The sequence below is a fragment of the Pseudomonas sp. 05N434 genome, assembly GCF_056396965.1.
Genome location: NZ_JBFTMK010000081.1, coordinates 1 through 25,135 on the forward strand (window position 1 = coordinate 1; position 25,135 = coordinate 25,135).

Here is a 25,135-nt window from a genome sequence, read left to right on the forward strand (position 1 = left end):
GTCAATGCCTCGACCCAATTCACTCAATACCATCCCGCGTTCCCCCTACGGATCCCTCGACTCAAGAAAACTCCAAGACGCTGCCAACAGGGCTCTAGATCACTATCTCAAACAGGAAAACACTGAGCCGCGTTTTGCCAACGAACGCCCCACCGAGGAACGATCCATGAAAATGTTCACCGTTGTCCCCGATGCCAATCCCGAAGCCTTGACCATCGAGACCTACGAAACCTTTTCGACGGTCAGCATTCTGCTGCTCGACCTGGCGGAAAGCCTGGACGACAAGCCGCGACATCTGGCGATGGCGATTTACCGGATGAGTGAGTTGGGGTTGATGCTGGTGGAGCGGTCGCTGGATAACGAGAAGGCGATCAAGGTGGCCGGGGCTTAAATAGCTGGCGCCTGGGCTGACGCCTTCGCGGGCAAGGCCGCGATAGCGTCAGTACAGGCACCACAGAACTTCAGGCCGAAGCAGGCAACGGCTGAAAACTGAAGTACTGCGTCAACGCCTCCACCAATTGCCCATACTCCGGCGGTGCCCGTTGCAGGCTGAACCCGGTGTCGTAATGGTGGGGCGTGGCGTCTTCATGGCACCACAGGCAACACGCCTTCAGGTCAATGACCTGCTGGCAGCCGTCGCTGGCGGGGATTTTCAATCGCAGGTCAAAGTCGACGCCCACCATCATCGGCAACTGGCTGATGAGCATCAGCCCGTCGCTGGACAAGTTGCCCAGAAAGCCGATGGGTTTGTCGGTGACGCTGTTGAACACTTTCAGAAAATACGGCAGTTGATGCCGCTCGATCCGGCGGTCGGTAAACATGCGCAAATGGCCCAGCAAGGCCCTTAAGCAGGGCCGCACTAATGCTTCGGAACGTGCCGGCTGCTTGATAAGCCTGGGCGCGCTCTCCCCGATCCTGGTGCGTCAGTCCTTACAACGCTGACGCTTACTGCTGCCGATCACAGGTATCACCCCGGTTTAGAGGCAAGGCTCTAAAACCGATCCATTCGACTATAGCTCACCACCGCCGGGCCGCCAGCCGTTGCATGACAGTGGCCATCAGAACTGCGTCGGGCGCACGGCCGCCGCGCTGCGCGCTGGGTAATGGCCCAGGCTCTGCAAGGTTTCCAGACGGGCACGGGCGCGATAGGCATATTCGCTTTGCGGGTACGAGGCAATGATGAACTGATAAGTCTGCGCCGCATCGATGAACAGCTTCTGCCGTTCCAGGCACTGGCCGCGCATCATCGACACTTCCGGCTGTACGTAGCGGCGGGAACGACTTTCACGATCGACCTTGGACAGTTCGAGCATCACCTGTTCGCAGTTGCCGCGTTCGTAGGCGCTGTAGGCATTGTTCAAATGATGGTCCATCGACCAATGGGTGCAGCCCGCAGCACTGAGGGCAAGGACGGCAATGAGCACGAATCGCATAAGGGGATCTCCTGTCTTGCGCTTTGTATCGACCCGTTGTCGGAAATCTTCAGGATGGCGTGCTGCAAAGTTGTCACGTTCAATAAAGAAAGCAATAAGTAGTGCAAACGAACAATGACTACACCCAAAGACCATAGTAGCCTCTGCTAGCGCTTGAACTCAGGAGTCTTTGCATGTCCGTTCGTCGTACCAAAATCGTCGCTACCCTTGGCCCGGCCAGTAACTCGCCGGAAGTTCTCGAACAGCTGATTCTGGCTGGCCTGGACGTCGCCCGCCTGAACTTCTCCCACGGCACCCCCGACGAGCACAAGGCTCGCGCGAAGCTGGTGCGTGACCTCGCTGCCAAGCACGGCCGCTTCGTCGCCCTGCTGGGTGACCTGCAAGGCCCGAAAATCCGTATCGCCAAATTCGCCAACAAGCGGATCGAGCTGAAGATCGGTGATCAATTCACCTTCTCCACCAGCCATCCGCTGACCGAAGGCAACCAGCAAGTGGTCGGCATCGACTACCCGGACCTGGTGAAAGACTGCGGCGTGGGCGAYGAGCTGCTGCTCGACGACGGCCGCGTGGTGATGCGCGTCGATACCGCCACCGCCACCGAACTGAACTGCACCGTGACCATCGGCGGCCCGCTGTCGGACCATAAAGGCATCAACCGTCGCGGCGGTGGCCTGACGGCACCGGCCCTGACCGAGAAAGACAAGGCCGACATCAAGCTCGCCGCCGAAATGGAAGTCGACTACCTCGCCGTGTCCTTCCCCCGTGACGCCGCCGACATGGAATATGCCCGTCAACTGCGCGACGAAGCCGGCGGCACCGCCTGGCTGGTGGCGAAGATCGAACGCGCCGAAGCCGTGGCCGACGACGAAACCCTCGACGGCCTGATCAAGGCCTCCGACGCGGTGATGGTGGCCCGTGGTGACCTGGGTGTGGAAATCGGCGACGCTGAGTTGGTGGGCATTCAGAAGAAAATCATTCTGCACGCACGTCGCCACAACAAGGCCGTGATCGTCGCGACCCAAATGATGGAGTCGATGATCCAGAACCCGATGCCGACCCGCGCCGAAGTGTCCGACGTAGCCAACGCCGTGCTCGACTACACCGACGCCGTGATGCTCTCGGCTGAAAGTGCTGCTGGCCTGTACCCGCTGGAAGCGGTGCAAGCCATGGCGCGCATCTGCATCGGCGCTGAAAAGCACCCGACCAGCAAGACCTCCAGCCACCGCATCGGCAAGGAATTCGAGCGCTGCGACGAGAGCATCGCGCTGGCAACCATGTACACCGCCAACCACTTCCCAGGCGTGAAAGCGATCATCGCGCTGACCGAAAGCGGCTACACCCCGCTGATCATGTCGCGTATCCGCTCGTCGGTGCCGATTTACGCGTTCACCCCGCACCGCGAAGCCCAGGCCCGCGCAGCGATGTTCCGTGGCGTGTACACCGTTCCGTTCGACCCGGCCTCGCTGGCACCGAACGAAGTCAGCCAGAAAGCCATCGACGAGCTGGTCAAGCGCGGCGTCGTGCAGAAAGGTGACTGGGTGATCCTGACCAAGGGCGACAGCTACCACACCACCGGCGGTACCAACGGCATGAAGATCCTGCACGTGGGCGACCCGCAGGTCTGAGTGACCGATAGCTGAAAAACAAAAGCCCCGCCATGTGAATGGTGGGGCTTTTTTCGTCTGTGGTGATCGTTCCCACGCAGAGCGTGGGAACGATCGGTTAGTGTTTGCTGATAAACGCTGACAACGCCGCCATCGCTTCCGGCGAGCGCAACCGCTGGGTGAACAACGCGCCCTCTTCTTCTATGACCTGGCGCAGCTGTTCCCGGTCCGGCGCTTTCATCAATTGCTTGCTGATGCGCACCGCTTCCGGTGGCAATGACTCGAACCGCAACGCCATCTCCCGCGCCTTGGCCAACGCCGCCTCGCCACTGCCCAAGGCCTCAGTCGCAATGCCCCACGCCGCAGCCTGTTCACCGCTGAACCCTTCACCCAACAGCAACAACTCCGCCGCTTTGGCCTGCCCAAGCAAGCGCGGCAGGATCAGGCTGGAGCCGAACTCCGGGCATAACCCCAGATTGACGAATGGCATGCGCAACCTCGCAGCCGCACTGACATAAACCAGATCGCAATGCAGCAGCATCGTCGTGCCGATCCCCACCGCCGCGCCGGCTACCGCAGCGATCACCGGCTTGCGGCACTCAAGAAGGCCGAGCATGAAGTGAAACACCGGGCTGTCGAGGTTGCCCGGCGGTTGCTGGATGAAGTCGGCAATGTCGTTGCCAGCCGTGAAGCACTCGGAGCTGCCGGTGATCAGCACGGCGTTGATGTCGGGATCGCTGTCGGCAAGCCGCAAGCCCTCCGCCAGTTGGCTGTACATGGCACGGTTCAGGGCGTTTTTCTTTTCCGGGCGGTTGAGGCGCAGGGTCAGTAAACCGCGCTCACGTTCAAACTGGATGGCGTCGGGCATGGCGTGTCCTGATCTGAGAGGATCAACTGTGGCGAGGGAGTTTGCTCCCGCTTGACCGGGCTGGCGCTCCAGTGCGCAGCGCTCACAAACTTTTGGGGCCGCTTCGCAGCCCAACGGGGGCGAGCCCCCTCGCCACAGCAATCAGCGCTCAACCATGGGGTACAAAGACATCCGCCAGCAGTTGATTGCGCGGCAAACCCGCCAGGTACAGGCGCCGGGCAAAGGCGTCGACGCTGTCGGGTGCTCCGCAGACTAAGGCCAGGGTTTGCCGGGAAACAAGGCGCAGTTGCGCCAAAGCCGCGGGCAACTCGGCCGCCGTCCACAGCTCGACATTAAGGTTTTCACGGCCCTCGGCCATGGCTTGCAGGGGTTTGGCCAGATAATGTTCACTGGCATCATGGGCCAGGTGAATGACGCGGATGGCGCCCTGGTGATGCTGACGCAACGCTTCACGCAAGATGCCGAACAACGGCCCCAGACCGGTGCCGGCCGCCAGCAACCACAGCGGGCGGGTGTGCCAGTCCGGATCGTAATGCAGCGCCCCGCCGCGCAACTCGCCGAGGCGGATCGGATCGCCGATTTTCAAGCGACGCGCCGCGTCACTGAACTTCCCCGGTTGGCGGCAATCGAGGTGGAATTCCAGAAAGCGGTCTTCTTCCGGCAGGCTGGCCAGGGAATATGGCCGCGCCACCTGCCCCGCCCACAACACCAGATGCTGCCCCGCCTGATAGCGCAACGGGCGCTCGCTGCTCAGGCGCAAGCGCAACACGCTGGCGCTCAGCCAATCGCTGGCGACCACTTGCGCGGCAAGACCATCGCGCAGCGGGTCAAAAGTTTCGACTTGCAGATCGTCAACCACCTGGCACTGACAGGCCAACCGCCAGCCCTGTTGGCGCTGTTCATTGCTCAAGGCATCGGGACGGCTGTCGCTGGGCAGGCCCTCGACACATTTGACCAGGCACGCGTGGCAACTGCCGGCGCGGCAGCTATAGGGCACCGGCACGCCGTTTTGATTGAGGGCATCGAGCAGGTTACTGCCCGCCGCCACTGCCCATTGGCGTTCGCCGACCCGTAACTCAGGCATCGACATTCTCCCAGGCGGCCGCGCAACGGTTACGGCCGTCACGCTTGGCGCGGTACAGCGCCTGATCGGCGCGGTGCAAGGCGTGATCCAGATCGTGGCCCAGTTCCAACAAGGTCATGCCCGCCGACAGGCTGAGGTGGGCGATCTCCAGGCCGACCAATTCGACATCCATGAAGGCTATGCGCAAGCGCTCGCAACAGGCCGTCAGGCGCTCGGCATCGCAATCGGGCAACAGCACCACGAATTCTTCACCGCCGTAACGGGCCAGAATATCGCCATCGCGCAGGCAGGCCGTGGCCACTCCGGCGAACGCTTGCAGCACCTGATCACCGGCGGCGTGGCCGTGAACATCGTTGATGCGTTTGAAGTGGTCGAGGTCGATCAGCGCCAGGCCATGCACCACACCGACTTCCATGGCGTTCAGCTCGCGGGAGGCCAGGCGCAGGAAATGCCGGCGGTTGAACAGCCCGGTGAGTTCGTCGGTCGCCACCAGGCCTTCGAGCTGGCGCATCATCCCGCGCAGGGTGTCCTGATGCGCCTGCAAGGCGAACCGCCGCTGCCGCATACGCTGGCGCGACACCTGGACGTAACGGGCATAAAGCACCAGCCAGCCGAGCACCACAAACAGCACGCACACCTGCAACAGGGACTGCGTCGGGTCGTGCAGCTCGAAGTGGTAGAGCTCCCATAACGTGATGGCGCTGAAACTGAAAAACACCAGCAACGCGCAACGCACAAAAGCAATACGCGACAGATGAAACAGCCCGAACAACAGGATCAGCAGGTAAAACACCAGAAACGCACCGCGCGCCTCGTCCAGATGGGCGATCAGCCAGGRTTGCCAACCCAGCCCCAGCAGAATTTGCACTTCGGTCAGGCTGGGGTCGGAACACCGCAGGTTCGTGCCGCTGTAAAAAACCGCGAACAACACGGCCTGACTGAACACCGTCAACACGCTGCCGATCACCATGCCAGCAAGGGAGTCGTTGTAATGGCCGGTGAAAAACGCCAGCCACACCAGCAGCAAGGCCAGGGCATAAGTGCCGGCCGCAAGGGCAAAGCGTTTGAGCAAAAGCCGCTGGATGGCGTTATGGGTCAATCGTTGATTCACCGTGCGAAAGGAGGCTGTCAGAGTGTCCTACTCTACAGGCCGGATGCCACTTTAGTGGCGAGTCTGATAAATGACCATTCAATTTTTGTGGCGAAAATCTGGCGTCAAACCCATGACCCGCTTCCTGTGAGTCGAGCCTTGCTGCATTCCAGGTAGCAGCTGCCGAAGACTGCGTTCGCTGTAGCAGCTGTCGAGCTTGCGAGGCTGCGTTCGGCTGCGAAGCAGTCGTGAATCCGGCTGACACGGTCTGCCTGACATACCGCAAATCTCTGATATTACGACTGCTTCGCAGCCGAACGCAGCCTTCGGCAGCTGCTACAGGTTCGCGTTGTGCGGCTATATCAGGATTCGTGGCGATCCGCACCGGCGATGTATGCGAYCAACGTTTGACTGTCAACGGATGTACCCGCCTTTGATGCGCGGTATACTGCCGCGCCTTTTTAGCGTCGCGCCAGCATGCCCGGCGTGCCTTGAAAGGTGTCTGCGACCGACCGATGCACCCAAGCCGCAGGCACCTTATTGAATGTTCCCGTCTTTTAGAGGAGCGCGACTCGATGACCGTGATCAAGCAAGACGACCTGATTCAGAGCGTTGCTGACGCCCTGCAATTCATTTCTTACTACCACCCCGTGGATTTCATCCAGGCGATGCACGAGGCCTACCTGCGTGAAGAATCGCCGGCAGCCCGCGATTCCATYGCGCAAATCCTGATCAACTCGCGCATGTGCGCCACCGGCCACCGCCCGATCTGCCAGGATACCGGCATCGTCACCGTGTTCGTGCGCGTAGGCATGGACGTACGTTGGGATGGCGCCACCATGGGCCTGGACGACATGATCAACGAAGGCGTGCGCCGGGCTTACAACCTGCCGGAAAACGTCCTGCGTGCCTCGATCCTCGCCGACCCGGCGGGCGCTCGTAAAAACACCAAGGACAACACCCCGGCCGTTATCCACTACTCCATCGTTCCGGGTAACACCGTGGAAGTGGACGTGGCGGCCAAGGGCGGCGGTTCCGAGAACAAGTCGAAAATGGCCATGCTCAACCCGTCCGACTCGATCGTCGACTGGGTTTTGAAAACCGTTCCGACCATGGGCGCCGGCTGGTGTCCACCGGGCATGCTCGGCATCGGCATCGGCGGCACCGCCGAGAAAGCCGCCGTGATGGCCAAGGAAGTGTTGATGGAATCCATCGACATTCACGAGCTTAAAGCACGCGGCCCGCAGAACCGTATCGAAGAGATGCGCCTGGAGCTGTTCGAGAAGGTTAACCAACTGGGCATCGGTGCCCAGGGCCTGGGCGGTCTGACCACCGTGCTCGACGTGAAGATCATGGATTACCCGACCCACGCCGCCTCCCTGCCGGTGTGCATGATCCCGAACTGCGCCGCCACCCGTCACGCGCACTTCGTGCTCGACGGTTCCGGCCCGGCCTCGCTGGAAGCGCCACCGCTGGACGCCTACCCGGAAATCGTCTGGGAAGCCGGCCCATCGGCCCGTCGCGTCAACCTCGACACCCTGACACCGGAAGAAGTGCAGAGCTGGAAGCCGGGCGAAACCGTCCTGCTCAACGGCAAGATGCTCACCGGCCGCGACGCCGCGCACAAGCGCATGGTCGAGATGCTGAACAAGGGCGAAGCCCTGCCGGTGGACCTGAAAGGTCGCTTCATCTACTACGTCGGCCCGGTTGATCCGGTGCGCGAAGAAGTGGTTGGCCCGGCTGGCCCGACTACCGCCACGCGGATGGACAAGTTCACCCGTCAGATCCTCGAGCAAACCGGCCTGTTGGGCATGATCGGCAAATCCGAGCGCGGCCCGACCGCAATCGAAGCGATCAAGGACCACAAAGCCGTTTACCTGATGGCAGTCGGCGGCGCGGCTTACCTGGTGGCGCAAGCGATCAAGAAATCCCGCGTGGTGGCGTTCGCCGAACTGGGGATGGAAGCGATCTACGAGTTCGACGTGAAAGACATGCCGGTCACCGTTGCGGTGGACAGCAAGGGTGAGTCGGTACACATCACTGGCCCTGCGATCTGGCAGCAGAAGATCAGCGAAAGCCTGGCGGTGGAAGTGCAGTAAGCGCTTCAGTCTGCCCGTACGGCCGGCTCATCGTTATGGATGACCCGGCCGTTTTTTTTATCCAGTGTCCAAACCGTTCGCGATAGAAAAACCTGGTACTTTGGCAACTCTCAAGCCTGTCAGTCGCCCGAACGATCGGTGAGTGCGCGAACAGGACGCCGAGCCGATCACCTGCATGGTATGGTGCCCGCCCGACTTACTCTCTGTTTGCGCCAGCATGCTGCCGACCTCCCGTACCCTGCGTCTGTCGTTGTACTCCCTGCTGATCGTCGCCGGTGCCGTCCTCGCCGCCACCCTGGCCATCCGCCACGCCGAACGCCAGGCGCTGGAAGAAGACGCCGCCCGCGCCAACCAGCAACTGGCGCTGTACGCCAATTCCCTGCATACCCTGATCGACCGCTACCGAGCCCTGCCCGCCGTGCTGGCACTGGACCCGGAGTTGCGCGCCGCGCTCGATGGCCCGGTAACGCCTGAGCAACAGGACGCACTGAACCGCAAACTGGAAAAAATCAACGGTGCGGCGCAGTCCTCGACTCTGGAACTGCTCGACCGCACCGGCCTGGCCGTGGCCGCCAGCAATTGGCGTTTGCCCAGCAGTTACGTCGGCCACAACTACGGTTTTCGCCCTTACTTCAGCCAGACCCGCACCCAGGGCGCCGGGCGCTTTTATGCGGTAGGCGTCACCAGTGGCATTCCCGGTTACTTTCTCTCCAGCGCGGTGACCCGCGACAGCGGCGAGTTCCTCGGCGCCATGGTGGTGAAACTGGAATTCCCGGAACTGGAGCGCGAATGGCGTCAGGGCAGCGACACGTTGCTGGTCAGCGATGCGCGCGGGATCATCTTCATTGCCAACCAGCCGGGCTGGCGCTATCGCCTGTTGAAACCGTTGAACGACAGCGATCACACCGAGCTCAAGGCCACCCGCCAATACGACAAACAACCGCTGACACCGCTGGATTACCAATCGCTGCAGCGCTTTGACGACAACAGTGATCTGGCGCGCGTCGTCGGACCTGACGGCACGGCAAACTACCTGTGGGAATCGCTGCCGCTGAGCACTGAAGGCTGGACCTTGCACCCAATCGGCCAAACTCGCGGCGCTGGGGCAGATGTCCGCAGCGCTGGCCCATGAAATCAATCAGCCCCTGACCGCCCAGCGCATGCAGCTTGCTACGCTGAGGTTGCTACTCGATCACGGCCGGGTCGACGACGCCTACAAGGCGCTCAAACCGGTGGACGACATGCTCACGCGCATGGCCGCCCTCACCGGCCACCTGAAAACCTTCGCGCGCAAAAGCCCCAGCGGTTTGCGCGAACGACTGGATCTGGCGGCGGTGGTGGATCAGGCCCTGCAATTGCTCGACGCGCGCCTGCGCGATGAACAGGTCAGCCTGGTGCTGCACCTGACCCGTCCGGCCTGGGTACGTGGCGATGCGATTCGTCTGGAACAGGTGCTGATCAACCTGCTGCGCAACGCCCTGGACGCCATGCAGGGCAAACCCTGCAAGCGTCTGGAAATTCGTCTCGAAGCCGATGAACAGCTATGGCGCCTGAGTGTGATCGACAATGGCGGCGGCATTGCCGAAGAACACTTGAGCCAGGTGTTCGATCCATTCTTTACCACTAAGCCGGTGGGTGATGGCCTGGGCTTGGGGCTGGCCGTGTCCTTTGCCATCGTCCACGAAGCGGGCGGACGCCTGAGCGCCGATAATGGCGAAAAAGGCGCGGTGTTCAGCCTGACGTTGCCCATTGATCTGGAGGTAGCTGCCTGATGCTCAATTCGGTGATGGTGGTCGATGACGAAAGCAGCATCCGCAGCGCCGTCGAACAGTGGCTGAGCCTGTCGGGGTTCGAGGTGCAGCTGTTCAGCCGCGCCGATGAGTGCCTGGCGCAACTGCCGAAACACTTCCCTGGGGTGATTCTCAGCGATGTGCGCATGCCCGGCATGAGCGGGCTGGAACTGCTGGCCGAAGTGCAGCGCCGCGACGCCGATTTACCGGTGATCTTGCTGACCGGTCACGGCGATGTGCCGATGGCCGTCGAAGCGATGCGCGATGGCGCCTACGATTTCCTCGAAAAACCCTTCAGCCCGGAAACCCTGCTGAGCAGCCTGCGTCGGGCGCTGGACAAGCGCCGGCTGGTGCTGGAAAACCGTGCCCTGCACGAACAGGCCGACAATCGCGCCAAACTCGATGCCACCCTGCTGGGAGTGTCCCGTGGTTTGCAGACGCTGCGCCGGCAAGTGCTGGATCTGGCGACGCTGCCGGTCAATGTGCTGATCCGTGGCGAAACCGGCAGCGGCAAGGAACTGGTTGCCCGCTGCCTGCACGACTTCGGCCCCCGCGCCGACCAACCCTTTGTCGCGCTGAACTGCGCGGCGATTCCCGAGCAGTTGTTCGAGGCCGAACTGTTCGGCCATGAGAGCGGCGCGTTCACCGGCGCCCAGGGCAAACGCATCGGCAAGCTCGAATACGCCGACGGCGGCACACTGTTTCTCGATGAAATCGAAAGCATGCCGCTGGCGCAGCAGGTGAAACTGCTGCGGGTGTTGCAGGAGCAGAAGCTCGAGCGATTGGGCTCCAATCAGAGTATCCACGTGGATTTGCGGATCATCGCCGCGACCAAACCCGACTTGCTGGATGAAGCCCGGGCCGGGCGTTTTCGCGAGGATTTGGCCTATCGCTTGAACGTCGCCGAGCTGCGGCTGCCGCCGTTGCGCGATCGGCGTGAAGACATTCCGCTGTTGTTCGAGTTCTTCGCGCAAAGTGCCGCCGAACGTCTTGGCCGTACCTTTCCACCGTTGAGCGGGCCGCAATTGAGCCATCTGCTGAGCCACGACTGGCCAGGCAATGTGCGCGAGCTGGCCAACGTCGCCGAGCGCCAGGTGCTGGGCCTCGGCGAACCGGAACCGGTGGGGATCGATCCCGGCCAGTCACTGGCGGCGCAGGCGGAAGCCTTCGAAGCGCATTGCTTGCGCGCGGCGCTGACCCGGCATAAGGGCGATGTGAAAGCGGTGCTTGAAGAACTGCAACTGCCGCGCCGGACCTTCAATGAAAAGATGCAGCGCCATGGCTTGAGCCGGGAGATGTTCATATCCGACACATGACCTGTGGCGAGGGGGCTTGTCGGAACGCCGCATCGCCCCGTTCGGCTGCGAAGCAGTCGTAAAATCTGCAAATGTGGTGTACCTGAAAAAATGCCGGGGAGCGCTTCGCACTCCAACGGGGGCAAGCCCCCTCGCCACAAGTGATCGGCGGAAATCCGCTCATACTTACGCATACCTTGAGCGACTATCCGCTCAACAAAACCTCTCACCCCCTCTAAACCGGCCCTCCTCCCCTTGGCACAGCTCCTGCTATAGCCCCTGCAGGCTGCGTTTACACGCGCTCCACAAAAACAATTAAACGAAGGATCCTTCAATGGATAACTCCAACGCCCTGCCCCTTGGGTCGGCTGCCGTGCCGGCTAAAGAAAGAAGCACCGCCAGCCGGATCAAATCGATCTTCAGCGGCTCTGTCGGCAACATGGTCGAGTGGTATGACTGGTACGTCTACGCCGCCTTCTCCCTGTACTTCGCCAAAGTCTTCTTCCCCAAAGGCGACACCACCGCCCAACTGCTCAACACCGCCGCAATCTTCGCCGTGGGCTTTTTGATGCGCCCGATCGGCGGTTGGCTGATGGGCCTCTACGCCGACAAGGCCGGCCGTAAAGCCGCGCTCATGGCGTCGGTCTACCTGATGTGCTTCGGCTCGCTGCTGATCGCCCTGAGCCCGGGCTATGAAACCATCGGTATCGGCGCGCCGATCCTGCTGGTGTTCGCCCGCCTGCTGCAAGGTTTGTCGGTGGGGGGTGAGTACGGCACCTCGGCAACGTACCTCAGCGAGATGGCGACCAAGGAACGTCGCGGCTTCTACTCCAGTTTCCAGTACGTGACGCTGATCTCCGGCCAGCTCATCGCCCTGGGTGTGCTGATCGTGCTGCAAAACTTCCTGACCACCGAAGAGCTGTACGCCTGGGGCTGGCGCATTCCGTTCGCCATCGGCGCGCTGTGTGCCGTGGTCGCGCTATACCTGCGTCGCGGCATGGAAGAAACCGAGTCGTTCACCAAGAAAGAGAAAGCCCGAGAAAGCGCGATGCGCACCTTGCTGCGCCATCCCAAGGAACTGATGACCGTGGTCGGCCTGACCATGGGCGGCACGCTGGCGTTCTACACCTACACCACGTACATGCAGAAATACCTGGTGAACACCGTCGGCATGAGCATCTCCGACTCCACCACGATTTCCGCGGCCACGCTGTTCCTGTTCATGTGCCTGCAACCGATCATCGGCGGGCTGTCGGATAAAGTCGGTCGGCGGCCGATCCTGATTGCCTTCGGCATTCTCGGGACGCTGTTCACCGTACCGATCCTGACCACCCTGCACACCATCCAGAGCTGGTGGGGCGCGTTCTTCCTGATCATGGCGGCGCTGATCATCGTCAGCGGCTACACCTCGATCAACGCGGTGGTCAAAGCCGAATTGTTCCCGACCGAAATCCGCGCCCTGGGCGTCGGCCTGCCGTACGCACTGACCGTGTCGATCTTCGGCGGCACCGCTGAATACATCGCCCTGTGGTTCAAGAGCATCGGCATGGAAACCGGTTACTACTGGTATGTCACGGCGTGCATCGCGGTGTCGTTGCTGGTGTACGTGACCATGAAAGACACCCGCAAGCATTCGCGGATCGAGACCGACTGACAGCAACATTGATGGCGGCTGTACCGGCCTCTTCGCGGGCAAGCCTCGCTCCTACAGGGGTACGCGATCATCTGTAGGAGCGAGGCTTGCCCGCGAACGGGACACCTCGGTATCAGGTCAACTCAGCCGCCGTCTGCTTCGCGTACTTGCCCTGCACGTAAGACGCCCCCGCAATCATCACCACCAGAACCCCCGCCAACACCAGCGAAGAACCGATGGTGCCCAAATCCAGGCCACCCTTTGCATGGGGTTTGGTCAGGAAGTCGCCCAAGGTTGCGCCGAATGGCCGCGTCAACACGAACGCCACCCAGAACAGCAGCACCGACGAAATCTTCGTGAAGTATTTCAACAGCACCACCAGCGCAATGGTCGAACCGATCAACAGTGCGCCGCCGGCAAAACCCAGGCCCGAGTCGTCGGCCAGGTAATCGCCAAGCGCCGTGCCCAGGGTGTTGGAAAACAGAATCGCCATCCAATAGAACATCTCGCCCCGGAAGGTCTGGACCTTGGTGACGTTCAGCGAATCGCCGCTCAAGCGCCAGGCCGCGAATATCCCCAGCAGAATCGCAATCAGGATCATCGAACCCGTGGCGTAGCCCAATTCAAGGGTGCGGTCCATGAAGTCGGACATGGTGGTGCCTGCGGTGCTGGTCGACAGAATCACGATCCAGTACTCACCCAGGGTCGTTGCGCAGATTTTCATGACCCAGAACGCCAGGGTGATCTGAGGAAGTTTATTCATTCAAGGCAAGCTCCAGTTCGTGGCAGTCGTTTCTTCGGGTTATTGACCGGTGCGCAGACTGGCGGTGGAGCGGTGAAAAATAGGTAAGTGCAGGATGAAAATTCTGTCACGCAGACAAGAGAGCCCGATTAATCGCTGGTTAATGCCCAGTACGCATCCTGCCCCCCGTCGATCAATTCATTGCAATGTGCAAACTGGAGTTACCCATGAAAACCAAACTGATGCTTGCCCTGACCCTCTCTGTGCTGGCGGCCAATACCTTCGCCGCCGATGGTTACGACCGCACCGGTTCCGCCGTCTTCACTGCGCAAAGCAACACCGCAGACGACAGCCGCACCGACGCGGCCAAAGTCGCTACCGACAGCGTCGATCGCACCGACGCTGCCCGTACCAACTGATCCCTGTACGCACCACACAGCCCGGCTCTGGCCGGGCTTAGTCATTTCTGGGGAAAGCAAAACCCGGTGATCGCCACAGAAGCCCCACTCCCACTGATTGAAATCTGCCGCTGGCCCTTGCACCATGCTCACCTCCCGGACGCCCTCAGGAATTCACTCCATGCCCGACGATATCCATTTCTACGAACCCGCCAACGGCCATGGCCTGCCCCATGACCCGTTCAACGCCATCGTCGGCCCGCGTCCCATCGGCTGGATTTCCTCCCAGGACGCCAACGGTCGCCTGAACCTGGCGCCCTACAGCTTCTTCAACGCCTTCAACTACATCCCGCCGATCATCGGGTTTTCCAGTGTCGGGCGCAAAGACAGCCTGAACAACATCGAGCAGACCGGCGAGTTCGCCTGGAACCTGGCGACGCGTCCGCTGGCCGAGCAGATGAACCAGAGCTGCGCCATGGTCGGGCCGGAAGTCAACGAGTTCGAACTGTCCGGGCTGACCACCGCCGCGTCGAAGATCATTCAGGTGCCACGGGTCGCCGAAAGCCCGGTGTCCTTCGAGTGCAAGGTCACGCAGATCATTCAGTTGCAGCGCGCCAACAAGGAAGTGGTGCCGAGCTGGCTGATTCTCGGCGAAGTGGTCGCCGTGCACATCGCCAAATGGCTGTTGAAGGATGGGGTGTACGACACCGCCGCGGCAGAACCGATTCTGCGCGGCGGCGGGCCAGCGGATTATTTTCAGCTGGGGCCAGAGGCACTGTTCAAGATGTTCCGCCCGGGGGCGGTCAAGTGATTACCAGAGCAGGTCGGCGTCTTGTTTGACGTCTTTGAGGTGGGTCAGCTCTTTGGCCGCGGCCTCGTCGGCTTCATGAGCGGTCTTGAACGTCTGGCCTTCCAGCACTTTGTGAAAAACCGGGGCACCGGAACCACCGAGGGCTTTGACGGCAATCGCGGCGTGGTAACCGCCCTCGCTCGGTACTACTGCTGAAACGGCTTCGAAGTGTTCAAAGGCTTTACGTGCCATGTCGCGGATCCTGGCTAATGGAGAGTTGCGCCATTAAACCCTCAACCGGCCAGTTTGTGTACCGCTGCCTGGGACTGGCCGAGGGCCTGGGTCGCCGAGACATCCTTGAAAGTATGGAAATCCAGGCTGTTGACCACCATTTCCTGCACCAGTTCGGCAAAAATCTGCATCGCCGGGCTGCCGAAGTAAGCGGTCATCGCCTGTTGGCTGGCCCAGAAACCGGACACCAGCCACAGCTCGGGATCACATTGCGAGTGCTGCAGGGCGAAGCTCAGGCAACCCGGCGCGTTGCGCGACGGTTCGATCAGGGCGCTCAGGCGCGCACCGAGTTCTGCCGAACGCCCGGCGCGGGCGCGAACGAAGGCCATATGACTGACGGGGATCTGCGTAGACATGTTCAACCCTCCCAGGGAGTCGAGTGGCAGCCGTGGGACGGGCTGCGACAGGATCCAAGATTAGGCGGCGCATCACAGTCAGCGTTAGTCGATTTCTGCCGGCTTATTGCACAATCCTGCGCAACTGCAAAAAGCCTCTGTAACAGCGCGCAAAGTATTGTCACACCGCTGTCACACCACTTTTAAGCAAGTTTCATCCACGTTGCCCTGCTATGGCAGCCTCGTGTATTCACCCCGCGCAGAATCAGGCAAGCTTTTGACAGGATGTGTCTACCGCTGTCCCTTGCACAAATTTAAGCTCGGCCCATGACCAACACTTCACGGAGGATTCCCTGCATGTCGTCGCTCGATCACTTTCAGGCTCCGCTTCCMGCTGACATGGAAAAACAGCGCGCGGAACTGGCCGACCTCATCCGTCGCAACACGCTGGACGATGGTTCCTACGCCACCGCCGTCGGTTCGCTGTTCATGTCGCGTCACAGCAAATCCCATGATTTCGCCCCGGGGCTGGCCCAACCGGCCCTGTGCATCATGGCCCAGGGACGCAAGGAAGTTCGGTTGGCGGACGAACACTTCAATTACGACCCGCTGAATTACCTGGTGGTATCGGTCTCGATGCCCCTGAGCGGGCGGGTGGTGAATGCCTCGCCCGAAGAACCGATCCTCGCGGTGCGGCTGGACATCGACCCGGCGGAAATCACCGCGCTGATTGCCGACGCCGGCCCCATCGGCCTGCCCACACGGCCCACGGGCCGAGGCCTGTATGTCGAGCGGATCGACGCGGCCATGCTCGACGCCGTGCTGCGCCTGGCGCGTTTGCTGGACACACCGAAAGACATCGCCATGCTGGCGCCGCTGATTCGTCGGGAGATTCTGTATCGGCTGTTGCGCAGCCAGCAGGGGCATCGGCTGTATGAGATTGCCATCGCCAACAGCCAGAGCCATCGCATCGGCCAGGCGATCAAATGGCTCAACGGCAATTATGAGCAACCGCTGCGCATCGATGATCTGGCGCGGGAAGTGAACCTGAGCGTGTCGACGCTGCATCACCGCTTCAAGGCGATGACGGCGATGAGTCCGCTTCAATATCAGAAACAGCTGCGCCTGCAAGAAGCGCGGCGGTTGATGCTGGCCGAAGGGCTGGAAGCGTCGGCGGCAGGGTATCGGGTGGGGTATGAAAGCCCTTCGCAGTTCAGCCGCGAGTACAGCCGATTGTTCGGGGCACCGCCGCTGCGGGATTTGGCGCGGTTGCGGTTGTCCGTGTAATCAGATTCATACCCTGTAGGAGCGAGGCTTGCCCGCGAAGGCGTCGTATCAGCCAGCATCAATGCTGAGTATGAAATAGCCTTCGCGGGCAAGCCTCGCTCCTACGAGGATGGGGGTGTTTGTTCAGGCGCTCAGTACTCGGCACGCCTCAGCCGGCAAGGTCACCGACACCGGATTGCCAATGCTCAACCCAACGTCCTGACACGGCGTGCTCAACGCGGTAAACGACACCCCGGAACATTCGACGGTGGTTTCGATGGTCGCGCCGATATCCCGCACAAACGTCACCTTGCCCAGCAAGCGATTCCCCGCCGTGGCCTGCGGTTGCGWCAGCTGCAGGTCTTCGGGGCGAATCAGCATTTTCACCTTCTCCCCCACCACGATGCTGCTGCAGATCGGCACTTGCAGCGCATCACCGCCGGGCAGGCTGACCTTGCCATTGCCCAACGCCGTGGCCGGGAAAATATTCCCCGAACCGATGAAGTCCGCGACGAATTCGTTGGCCGGGTGCCGATAAATCTCAATCGGCGTGCCCACCTGCTGCACCCGATGCTCACCCAGCACCACCACGATGTCGGCCATGGTCATGGCTTCGCGCTGGTCGTGGGTGACCATGATGGTGGTGATGTTCAAGCGCTGTTGCAGCTGACGGATTTCCACCTGCATCGACTCGCGTAACTTGGCGTCCAGCGCCGACAGCGGTTCGTCGAGCAGCAGGATTTTCGGCCGCGAAGCAATCGCCCGGGCAATCGCCACACGCTGACGCTGACCGCCGGAGAGTTTCGCCACCGGGCGATCAATCATTTCCTGCAGTTGAATCAGCTCAAGCAACTCCACCACCCGCGCCTGCTGATCAGCCTTGCTGACCCCACGCAGTTTCAGCGGATAGGCAATGTTCTCCCCCACCGTCATGTGCGGGAACAGCGCCAGGGATTGAAACACCATGCCGAAATTGCGCTGATGCGCAGGGGTATGGCCGATGTCTTCACCGTCCAGGCGAATCTCGCCGCCGGTCAGGGTTTCGAGCCCGGCGATCATCCGCAGCAAAGTGGTTTTACCGCAGCCCGACGGGCCGAGGAAACACACCAGTTTGCCCTCGGGCAAATGCAGGTTTACATCCTTTACCGCGCAGGCCGAGCCGTAATGTTTCTCGACGTTTTCCAGAATCAGACCAGTCATTTGAATCACCTCAAGAAATCAGAACGAAACGCCGCCTTCGCCAACCAACTTTTCCAGCGCCCAAATGAGCACGAAGTCGATCAGCACGATCAGCACGGCAAACGAGAAAACGGTAGGGTCGAGCGAAGACACGGTGCGGCTGTACATCCAGATCGGCACGGTCATGACGTCGATGGTGTAGAGGAAATAGGTCACGGTGAATTCGTTGAACGAGACGATGAACGCCAGCAGCATGCCCGCCAGAATCCCCGACTTCATCAACGGCACCACCACATCGACAATCGCCCGAGTCGGTGAAGCGCCGAGCATTTGCGCGGCCTCTTCGACTTCGCTGCCGATGGAGAGCATCGCTGCCGTGCAGTTCTTCACCACGAACGGCAGCGCTAGAATCACATGGGCAATCACCAGCCGCGAGGTGGTGATCTGGAATGGCAGGCTGTCGAACACCAGCAGCAAGGCCAGGCCCAACACCACCATCGGGAACACCAGTGGCAGCGACATCAATTGCAGCGCCACGGCCTTGCCGCGGAACTCGCAACGGGTCAGCGCGTAAGCCGCCGGCACCGCGATGATCGTGGCGAAGATCATGGTCAGGCAGGCCACCATCAGGCTGGTGCTCATGGCTTTGCCCAGGCTCAGCACGTCGCTGGCATCCGGTGAGACGAACGTGTGCCAGGCGGCCTTGTACCATTGCAGGCTGTAGCTGCTGGGCGGAAAGTCGAGGTTCGAGGCGCCGCTGAACGACATGACGATCATGGTCAGGATCGGCAGCACCGCCAACAGCAAAATGAAGCCCGAGAGGATGCCGGCGAACTTGCCGGTATCGCCCGGCAGCAACGACTGACGCTTCTTGATCAAAGTGCTCATTGGGAAGCCTCCAGCATGCGCCGACGACGGCCAGTGATGTATTCGGACAAGGTCATGATTGCCAGGGTGGTAACGATCAGCACCACGCCGGCAGCGGACGCGGCGGGCCAATTCATCAGCGGGGCGATCTGGTCATGGACCATCACCGCCAGCATCGGCACGCGCCGACCGCCGAGCAGCAAAGGCACCACGAAGCTGCTGGCGTTGTAGGCAAACACCAACGTCGCGCCGGTGATGATCCCCGGAAAACTCATCGGCAACACCACTTGGCGAAACACCTGCAGGCGACTGGCGCCCAAGGTTGCAGCGGCTTCTTCGTAAGTGCGGGCGACTCCGCGCATGGCACTGGCAATCGGCAGCACAGCCAACGGGAACGCGGTTTGCACCAGGCCCATCAATACGCCGTTCTGGTTGTACAGCAGCATGATCGGCCGCTTGATCAGGCCCAGGCCCATCAGCGCCTGATTGAGCATCCCGCCCGGGCCGAGAATCACCAGCCAGCCGTAGCTTTGCAGCAACAGGTTGACCAGCAACGGCAACAGCACCGCCGCCAGGAAAATCCGCCGCACGAACGGTGAGGTCAGCCGCGACATGGTGTAGGCCACCGGGATCGCCAGCAGCACCGCGATCACCGCGCTGATCAGCGCCAGGCGCAGGGTCAGCAGCAAGGATTTGAGGTAGTACGGTTCCAGCAATTGCGCGTAACTGGCCAGGCTGAAGCCGGACCACTCCGCACCTTTGGTGCCCACGCTCATGCGCAGCACCAGGAGGCTGGCGRCAATCAGCACGCCGAGAAACAGCATCGACGGCGACAGGAAAAACCACGCACGCACTGTCGGTGAGACACCCCGATTAGCGCGCGTGGGTGCGACGCTTACCGGATGGGTCAGAGGTTGGTGTTCCATAGCAAGGGTCTCGTCAATGGAAAGCAGCAAGACTGAGATTCGGCAAAACCTGTGGCGAGGGAGCTTGCTCCCGCTGGGTTGCGCAGCGACCCCAATCAATCACCGCGCCCTTTCAGATAGAACGCGGTGCCTGGTTTTGCGGCTGCTACGCAGCCGAGCGGGAGCAAGCTCCCTCGCCACAATGAATCTTCAAACCGCAGAAATCAGGAAGAAAAGATTTCCGTGTAACGACGAATCCATTGGTCATGCACGGTGGCCAGGAAGGCGTTGTCGTGCATGATCGCCTTCTCGGCGATCTGCTCCGGCGTAAGGATATACGGGCTCTTGCGGGCTTCGGCGGAGATGATCGCCTTGGCGTTGACCGGACCGTTGTAGATGTCTTCGGCCATCTTGCCCTGCACCAGCGGGTCCAGAGAGTGGTTGATGAAGGCGTAGGCCAGGTCGGTATCGCCCGGACGGTTTTTCGGCATCACCGAGAGCATCAGGTCGGTGTAGAAACCTTCCTTCATGCCGAACGTGGCGCCCAGACCGTAGGCCGGGTCGCGGATCTGTTTGGGGAAAAACGCCGGTGCGTACAAGCCGCCCATGTCCAGGGACCCGGTACGGAACAGCTCGGCGATCTGGTTCGGGTTTTCACCCAGGGTCACCACGCGGCTCTTGAGCTCGGCGAGTTTCTTGAAGCCCGGCTCGATGTTGTGTTCGTCACCACCGGCCAGTTTGGCGGCGATGATGATCAGGTCCATGGCCTCGGTCCAGTTCGGCGGCGGCAGGAAAATGTTCGGCGCCAGGTCGGCGTCCCACATCGCGGCGTAGCTGTCCGGGGCTTCTTTCTGGGTACGGGTGCTGTAGACCAGGCTGTTGCACCACAGCAGGTAACCGATACCGTGGCCATTGGCGCCGGTGCGATATTTCTCCGGCACGTCCACCAGGTTGGGGATGCGGTTGAGGTCGGGTTTTTCCAGCAGGTTGGCGGCGGCCAGGCCTTCGGCGCCGACGCCGGCCAGGGTGATGATGTCGTACTGTGGACGATCACCGCCGGCCTTGAGTTTGGCGACCATTTCCGAGGTACTGCCGGTGCGGTCAGCGATGACCTTGCAGCCGTACTTGTCTTCGAAGGTCGCCGCGATGTTGCGCAGTGCTGCAAGGCCAGTGTCATCGGACCAGGTCAGCAGGCGCAGGGTCTTGCCCGCAAAGCGCGTGTCGCTGGCGTTGGCCTTGATGAACGGCATGCTCATGGCTGCCGCGGCAACCGAGGCCACGCCCACGGTTTTGATGAATTGACGTCTGTTCAGATCGTGCTCGCCCATGAAGGACTCCCTTTGTTTTTTTAAGTATGAGGTTGGTCGCAACCGTTGCATCCGCGCGGCCAGTTCGGCTTGAAGTCCCCGGTTTCAAAGGACTTGAGCTTGACCGGCGGGTTCATCCTGAGGTCGTGCAAAACACCTGACTATCGATAAATACTCATTGAAGCCATGACGTTGGCGCATGCCTCATCAAGAGGCATGCGCTCACTGTTTTCGTGCTGTCAGACGGCCCGAATCACGTGTTTGATTTCCTGGAAAGCCTGCAAGCCCCACGGCCCCAATTCGCGGCCGATGCTGCTCTGTTTGTAGCCACCCCAGGCGGTCTGCGGGAAGATCACTTGCGGCGCGTTGATCCACACAAGCCCCGCCTGCAAAGCGTTGGCGACCCGATCGGCGGCCTCGCTGTCGCGCGTGACCACACTGGCCACCAGACCGAACGGGCTGTCGTTGGCCAAGGCGATCGCCTCGGCTTCAGAGCTGAAACTGCGCACGCAAATCACCGGGCCGAAAATCTCTTCGCACCACAACGCACTGTCGAGGGGCGCGTCGATGAAAACGGTCGGCTGCAAAAAGTAGCCGCGCGACAGGTCTGCCGGACGATTGCCGCCGCAGATCAGCTTCGCGCCAGCGCTCAAACCGCGATCGATGTGGCCCAGCACCCGCTGGTATTGCGCCTGGTTGACCAGTGCGCCCATTTCCACGTTCGGGTCGAACGGGTCGGCCACGCGAATGGCTTCGGCACGGGCCTTTAATCGCGCGACAAATTCATCCGCCAACTCATCGGCAACCAGCACACGACTGGTCGCCGAACACATCTGCCCGGCGTTGAAGAAACCGCCGCCGCAGGCCACTTCCACAGCCAGTTCGATGTCGGCATCGGCGAGCACCAGCAGCGAGGATTTACCGCCCAGTTCCAGGCTCACGCCTTTCACGGTTTCCGCTGCCCGCTGCATCACCTGCACGCCCACCGCGTTGCTGCCGGTGAAGGAAATCTTGGCGATGCGCGGGTCAGCCGACAGCGGTGCGCCGACCGCAAGGCCGGTGCCGCAGACCAGGTTGAACACACCGTTTGGCACACCGGCCTCGGCAATGATCGTCGCCAGTTCCAGTTCCGGCAGCGGCGTCACTTCAGACGGTTTGAGCACCACGCAGCAACCGGCGGCCAGGGCCGGGGCGAGTTTCCAGGCGGTGGTGACCATCGGGAAATTCCACGGCACGATCAGCCCCACCACACCGCACGGTTCGCGGCGCAAACGGGCGCTGAAATCGTCGCTCGGCAATGCCACGACACTGTCTTGTTTCGCGTCCAGGCCTTCAGCCAGACCGGCGTAATACTCGAAGGTGGCGATCACGTCGTCGACGTCGATGGCCGCTTCGAACAGCGGTTTGCCGTTGTTGCTCGACTGCAACTTCATCAACTGTTCACGCCCGGCCTGCACGCCTGCGGCGATTCTGCGCAGGATCGCCCCACGCTCGGCTCCGGTGGTTTTCGACCATTGCTTAAAAGCGTTGGCCGCCGCGGTGACGGCCTGATCGACAGCGTGTGCATCGCCGCCGTTAACGGTGGTCAGCAGGGCTTCGGTCGCCGGGTTGATCACGCGCAGATGTTCGTTGCCAGCGGACCATTGGCCATCGATGAACAGGCCGTCGAGGGTCGTCGGAAAGGTCATGGGAGCACTCATTGCGACACCGCCTTCATCCACTGGGTCTGGTCGATTTCAATCAGGGTCGGGCCCTGACGATCGGTGGCCAGGCGCAACGCATCACGCAAGCTGTCAACACTGTTGACCGCTTCGGCCGCACAGCCCAGGGCCTTGGCCACACCGATAAAGTCCGGGGTATAGATGTCCACGCCCACCGGCTCGATGGCGCGGTTGACCATGTATTTCTTGATCTCTTCGTAGCCCTGGTTATTCCACAGCAACACGATCACCGGCGTACGCGCTTCCACCGCACTGGCCAGTTCCGGCAAGGTGAATTGCAGGCCGCCGTCGCCGATCAGGCACACCACCGGAGGGCGCGTGCCGCCTTCGACGCTGCCACCGAGCCAGGCGCCAATCGCCGCCGGCAAGGCGTAACCGAGGGTGCCGTAACCGGTGGACGAGTTGAACCAGCGACGCGGACGCTCCGGGTTGAAGGTCAGGTTGCCGGTGTACACCGGTTGGGTCGAATCGCCGACGAACACCGCGTTCGGCAATTCGTACAGCACGGTTTCCAGGAAGCGGGTCTGGGCCAGGGTCGGGGCGTCCCAGGTCGCGGCGAGCTCTTCTCGCAAGCGAGCGGCGCGCACCTGGCCCCAGTCATTGCGGCGCTCGGCCAGCGACTTGTGGGACAGCGCACTCAGCAGGGCCTGGGCGGCATTGCGCGAGTCGGCCACCAACGCCACCTTCGGCGGGTAATTACGCACGGTCTGGTCTGGGTCGATGTCCACGCGCAGCAGCACGCCCGGGATTTCGAAACCGCCGGCGAAGGTGATGTCGTAATCGGTTTCGGCCAGTTCGGTGCCGATGGCCAGCACCACGTCAGCCTCGGCCACCAGCGCACGGGTGGCCACCAGGCTTTGGGTCGAACCGATCAGCAGCGGATGGCTGGATTCGAGCATGCCTTTGGCATTGATGGTCAGGGCCACTGGCGCATCCAGCAGCTCGGCCAGTTCAGTCAGCTCGGCCGCCGCATCGATGGCGCCGCCACCCGCGAGAATCAATGGGCGTTTGGCACCGGCCAGCAGGTCGGTCATGCGGCTGATCGCGCTGGGCGAAGCACCGGCACGATCGATGTTCACTGGCACGCTGGAGAGCAGGTCATCGGCCTCTTCGACCAGTACGTCCAACGGGATTTCGATGTGCACCGGACGCGGACGCCCGGCCTGGAACAGCGCGAAGGCCCGCGCCAACACGCCCGGCAATTCCGCCGCCGACATCAAGGTATGGGAGAACGCCGCCACGCCGCCGACCAGTGCGCTCTGGTTCGGCAGCTCATGCAGCTTGCCGCGCCCGCCGCCCAATTGGCTGCGCGATTGCACGCTGGAGATCACCAGCATCGGGATCGAGTCGGCGTAAGCCTGGCCCATGGCGGTGGTGATGTTGGTCATGCCTGGACCGGTGATGATGAAGCACACGCCCGGTTTGCCGCTGGTGCGGGCATAGCCGTCGGCCATGAACCCGGCGCCCTGTTCGTGACGTGGAGTGACGTGGTTGATGCTCGAACGGGCCAGCCCGCGATACAGCTCCACGGTATGCACCCCGGGAATGCCGAACACCTGCTCGACCCCGTAATCTTCGAGTAACTTGACCAATACTTCGCCGCACGTCGCCATGTGTTTGCCCTTTTTGTTCGTTTGAGACGCCGGGCCTGCGCAGTGTTTATGATGGATTGGCAGGCCCGGGAATGGCCTCATTGGAACGGGCGACACGTAGCCGCAACAATGGATAAAAAGTCATACTAGCCATGTCCTCACGTCATACCTTGGATCCCAATGAAACGACTGCCTCCCCTGCCGGCGCTGCACACTTTTCTGATCACCGCGCAGTGCTGCAACTTCACCCGGGCCGCCGAACAGCTGCACATCACCCAAGGCGCGGTGAGCCGGCAGATCGCCGGGCTGGAAGATCATCTGGGCTATGAACTGTTCATTCGCCAGGCGCGGGGCTTGAGCCTGACCGCCGAAGGACGTGAGTGGTTGCCACGGGTGCAGCAGATTTTCGGCCTGATCGATGAGGCCGTGGAGCAGATCGGCGAGAAGCGCGAAACCTTGCAACTCAAGGCGCCGACCTGCGTGATGCGCTGGCTGTTGCCGCGCCTGTTGCAGTGGCAAAAGGAACGCCCGGATGTGCCGGTGGAATTGACCACCACGGTGAAACACGGCGTGGACTTTCATCGTGAACAATTCGACGCGGCGGTGATGTATGGCCCGCCGCCGGAGAGCTCACTGGCCTCCCATCATTTGTTCGATGAGCAACTGACGCCCGTGTGTTCCCGGCCGATGCTTGAAGGGCCACTGGCCTTGCAGACACCGGCAGACCTGCAACAGCACTTGTTACTGCATCCGACCCGGGATGAACGGGACTGGAAAGCCTGGTTGAAAGCGGCGGATATTCATCTGAGCAATGTCGGCAAGGGCCAGCATTTCGAAACCCTGGAC

The 25,135-nt window shown here is 61.5% G+C and carries 23 protein-coding genes and 1 pseudogene; 10 read left to right on the top strand and 14 right to left on the bottom strand.

The annotated features are described in order from the left end of the window. Nucleotides 1-4: 4 nt before the first annotated feature. Nucleotides 5-391, top strand: coding sequence for a DUF6124 family protein (locus tag AC1DLB_RS07935; protein WP_477784843.1), 387 nt, complete (start codon nucleotides 5-7; stop codon nucleotides 389-391). 70 nt (nucleotides 392-461) lie between these two features. Here AC1DLB_RS07935 and AC1DLB_RS07940 read toward each other — a convergent pair whose 3' ends face one another. Continuing rightward, complete coding sequence (locus tag AC1DLB_RS07940; protein ID WP_018926535.1) at nucleotides 462-821, bottom strand: PilZ domain-containing protein; 360 nt, start codon at nucleotides 819-821, stop codon at nucleotides 462-464. 237 nt (nucleotides 822-1,058) lie between these two features. Next, nucleotides 1,059-1,433, bottom strand: coding sequence for a tetratricopeptide repeat protein (locus AC1DLB_RS07945; protein ID WP_018926536.1), 375 nt, complete (start codon nucleotides 1,431-1,433; stop codon nucleotides 1,059-1,061). Nucleotides 1,434-1,606: 173 nt separating this feature from the next. On the opposite strand from AC1DLB_RS07945, the gene pyk reads away from it, so the two are divergent. Beyond that, on the top strand, nucleotides 1,607-3,058 hold the full coding sequence (gene pyk, locus AC1DLB_RS07950) for a pyruvate kinase (protein WP_018926537.1): 1,452 nt from the start codon (nucleotides 1,607-1,609) through the stop codon (nucleotides 3,056-3,058). 97 nt (nucleotides 3,059-3,155) lie between these two features. Here the strand turns inward: pyk and AC1DLB_RS07955 are convergent, their stop codons facing one another. From AC1DLB_RS07955 to AC1DLB_RS07965, 3 genes are all read right to left on the bottom strand, one after another. Beyond that, nucleotides 3,156-3,905 (bottom strand): enoyl-CoA hydratase-related protein, encoded by a 750-nt coding sequence (locus AC1DLB_RS07955; RefSeq protein ID WP_477744541.1) that lies wholly within the window; start codon nucleotides 3,903-3,905, stop codon nucleotides 3,156-3,158. 148 nt (nucleotides 3,906-4,053) lie between these two features. Continuing rightward, entirely contained in the window at nucleotides 4,054-4,989 is a 936-nt protein-coding gene (locus tag AC1DLB_RS07960) for an iron-sulfur-binding ferredoxin reductase (RefSeq protein ID WP_477744540.1), read from the bottom strand. Then, nucleotides 4,982-6,088, bottom strand: a complete 1,107-nt coding sequence (locus AC1DLB_RS07965; protein WP_477784838.1) for a GGDEF domain-containing protein — start codon at nucleotides 6,086-6,088, stop codon at nucleotides 4,982-4,984. The genes AC1DLB_RS07960 and AC1DLB_RS07965 overlap by 8 nt, the downstream gene beginning before the upstream one ends. A 566-nt stretch (nucleotides 6,089-6,654) precedes the next feature. On the opposite strand from AC1DLB_RS07965, the gene AC1DLB_RS07970 reads away from it, so the two are divergent. The 4 genes and pseudogenes from AC1DLB_RS07970 to AC1DLB_RS07985 all read left to right on the top strand — a co-directional run bounded on the left by AC1DLB_RS07970 (nucleotide 6,655) and on the right by AC1DLB_RS07985 (nucleotide 12,917). Further along, nucleotides 6,655-8,178 (top strand): fumarate hydratase, encoded by a 1,524-nt coding sequence (locus AC1DLB_RS07970; protein WP_018926542.1) that lies wholly within the window; start codon nucleotides 6,655-6,657, stop codon nucleotides 8,176-8,178. 217 nt (nucleotides 8,179-8,395) lie between these two features. Then, nucleotides 8,396-9,950, top strand: a pseudogene (locus AC1DLB_RS07975) (sensor histidine kinase). Then, nucleotides 9,950-11,284 carry a sigma-54-dependent transcriptional regulator gene (locus AC1DLB_RS07980; RefSeq protein WP_477744538.1) on the top strand — a complete coding sequence of 445 codons (1,335 nt, stop codon included), beginning with the start codon at nucleotides 9,950-9,952 and terminating at the stop codon, nucleotides 11,282-11,284. The pseudogene AC1DLB_RS07975 and the gene AC1DLB_RS07980 overlap by 1 nt, the downstream one beginning before the upstream one ends. Before the next feature lie 313 nt (nucleotides 11,285-11,597). Next, nucleotides 11,598-12,917: an MFS transporter gene (locus tag AC1DLB_RS07985; RefSeq protein WP_018926549.1), complete on the top strand. Its 1,320-nt coding sequence runs from the start codon at nucleotides 11,598-11,600 to the stop codon at nucleotides 12,915-12,917. A gap of 112 nt (nucleotides 12,918-13,029) precedes the next feature. Here AC1DLB_RS07985 and AC1DLB_RS07990 read toward each other — a convergent pair whose 3' ends face one another. Continuing rightward, on the bottom strand, nucleotides 13,030-13,659 hold the full coding sequence (locus AC1DLB_RS07990; protein ID WP_477784839.1) for a COG4705 family protein: 630 nt from the start codon (nucleotides 13,657-13,659) through the stop codon (nucleotides 13,030-13,032). 206 nt (nucleotides 13,660-13,865) lie between these two features. On the opposite strand from AC1DLB_RS07990, the gene AC1DLB_RS07995 reads away from it, so the two are divergent. Both AC1DLB_RS07995 and AC1DLB_RS08000 read left to right on the top strand, forming a co-directional pair. Further along, on the top strand, nucleotides 13,866-14,057 hold the full coding sequence (locus tag AC1DLB_RS07995) for a hypothetical protein (protein ID WP_018926551.1): 192 nt from the start codon (nucleotides 13,866-13,868) through the stop codon (nucleotides 14,055-14,057). A gap of 160 nt (nucleotides 14,058-14,217) precedes the next feature. Then, nucleotides 14,218-14,847, top strand: coding sequence for a flavin reductase family protein (locus AC1DLB_RS08000; protein ID WP_018926552.1), 630 nt, complete (start codon nucleotides 14,218-14,220; stop codon nucleotides 14,845-14,847). Here AC1DLB_RS08000 and AC1DLB_RS08005 read toward each other — a convergent pair whose 3' ends face one another. Next, nucleotides 14,848-15,078, bottom strand: a complete 231-nt coding sequence (locus tag AC1DLB_RS08005; RefSeq protein WP_018926553.1) for a hypothetical protein — start codon at nucleotides 15,076-15,078, stop codon at nucleotides 14,848-14,850. Between the two features lie 41 nt (nucleotides 15,079-15,119). Beyond that, a complete protein-coding gene (locus tag AC1DLB_RS08010) occupies nucleotides 15,120-15,473 on the bottom strand; it encodes a putative quinol monooxygenase (RefSeq protein WP_026286455.1) in 354 nt (117 codons plus the stop codon). A gap of 336 nt (nucleotides 15,474-15,809) precedes the next feature. Between AC1DLB_RS08010 and AC1DLB_RS08015 the strand changes: the two genes are divergently transcribed. Further along, entirely contained in the window at nucleotides 15,810-16,739 is a 930-nt protein-coding gene (locus tag AC1DLB_RS08015; RefSeq protein WP_476212286.1) for an AraC family transcriptional regulator N-terminal domain-containing protein, read from the top strand. Between the two features lie 123 nt (nucleotides 16,740-16,862). Here the strand turns inward: AC1DLB_RS08015 and AC1DLB_RS08020 are convergent, their stop codons facing one another. The 6 genes from AC1DLB_RS08020 to AC1DLB_RS08045 form a co-directional block, all read right to left on the bottom strand. Continuing rightward, nucleotides 16,863-17,918, bottom strand: coding sequence for an ABC transporter ATP-binding protein (locus AC1DLB_RS08020; protein ID WP_477784840.1), 1,056 nt, complete (start codon nucleotides 17,916-17,918; stop codon nucleotides 16,863-16,865). Nucleotides 17,919-17,936: 18 nt separating this feature from the next. After that, the gene (locus AC1DLB_RS08025) at nucleotides 17,937-18,785 is read right to left on the bottom strand and encodes an ABC transporter permease (RefSeq protein ID WP_258613202.1); all 849 of its coding nucleotides are present in this window, start codon (nucleotides 18,783-18,785) and stop codon (nucleotides 17,937-17,939) included. Beyond that, nucleotides 18,782-19,690, bottom strand: a complete 909-nt coding sequence (locus AC1DLB_RS08030) for an ABC transporter permease (protein WP_477784841.1) — start codon at nucleotides 19,688-19,690, stop codon at nucleotides 18,782-18,784. The genes AC1DLB_RS08025 and AC1DLB_RS08030 overlap by 4 nt, the downstream gene beginning before the upstream one ends. 203 nt (nucleotides 19,691-19,893) lie before the next feature. Then, on the bottom strand, nucleotides 19,894-20,997 hold the full coding sequence (locus AC1DLB_RS08035) for an extracellular solute-binding protein (RefSeq protein WP_258672554.1): 1,104 nt from the start codon (nucleotides 20,995-20,997) through the stop codon (nucleotides 19,894-19,896). Nucleotides 20,998-21,215: 218 nt separating this feature from the next. After that, nucleotides 21,216-22,664 (bottom strand): aldehyde dehydrogenase family protein, encoded by a 1,449-nt coding sequence (locus AC1DLB_RS08040; RefSeq protein ID WP_305411337.1) that lies wholly within the window; start codon nucleotides 22,662-22,664, stop codon nucleotides 21,216-21,218. An 8-nt stretch (nucleotides 22,665-22,672) separates the two neighbouring features. Continuing rightward, entirely contained in the window at nucleotides 22,673-24,310 is a 1,638-nt protein-coding gene (locus AC1DLB_RS08045; protein ID WP_018926561.1) for a 5-guanidino-2-oxopentanoate decarboxylase, read from the bottom strand. A gap of 159 nt (nucleotides 24,311-24,469) precedes the next feature. Between AC1DLB_RS08045 and AC1DLB_RS08050 the strand changes: the two genes are divergently transcribed. Next, a partial coding sequence (locus tag AC1DLB_RS08050) for a LysR family transcriptional regulator (RefSeq protein ID WP_477784842.1) occupies nucleotides 24,470-25,135 on the top strand: 666 nt, incomplete at its 3' end.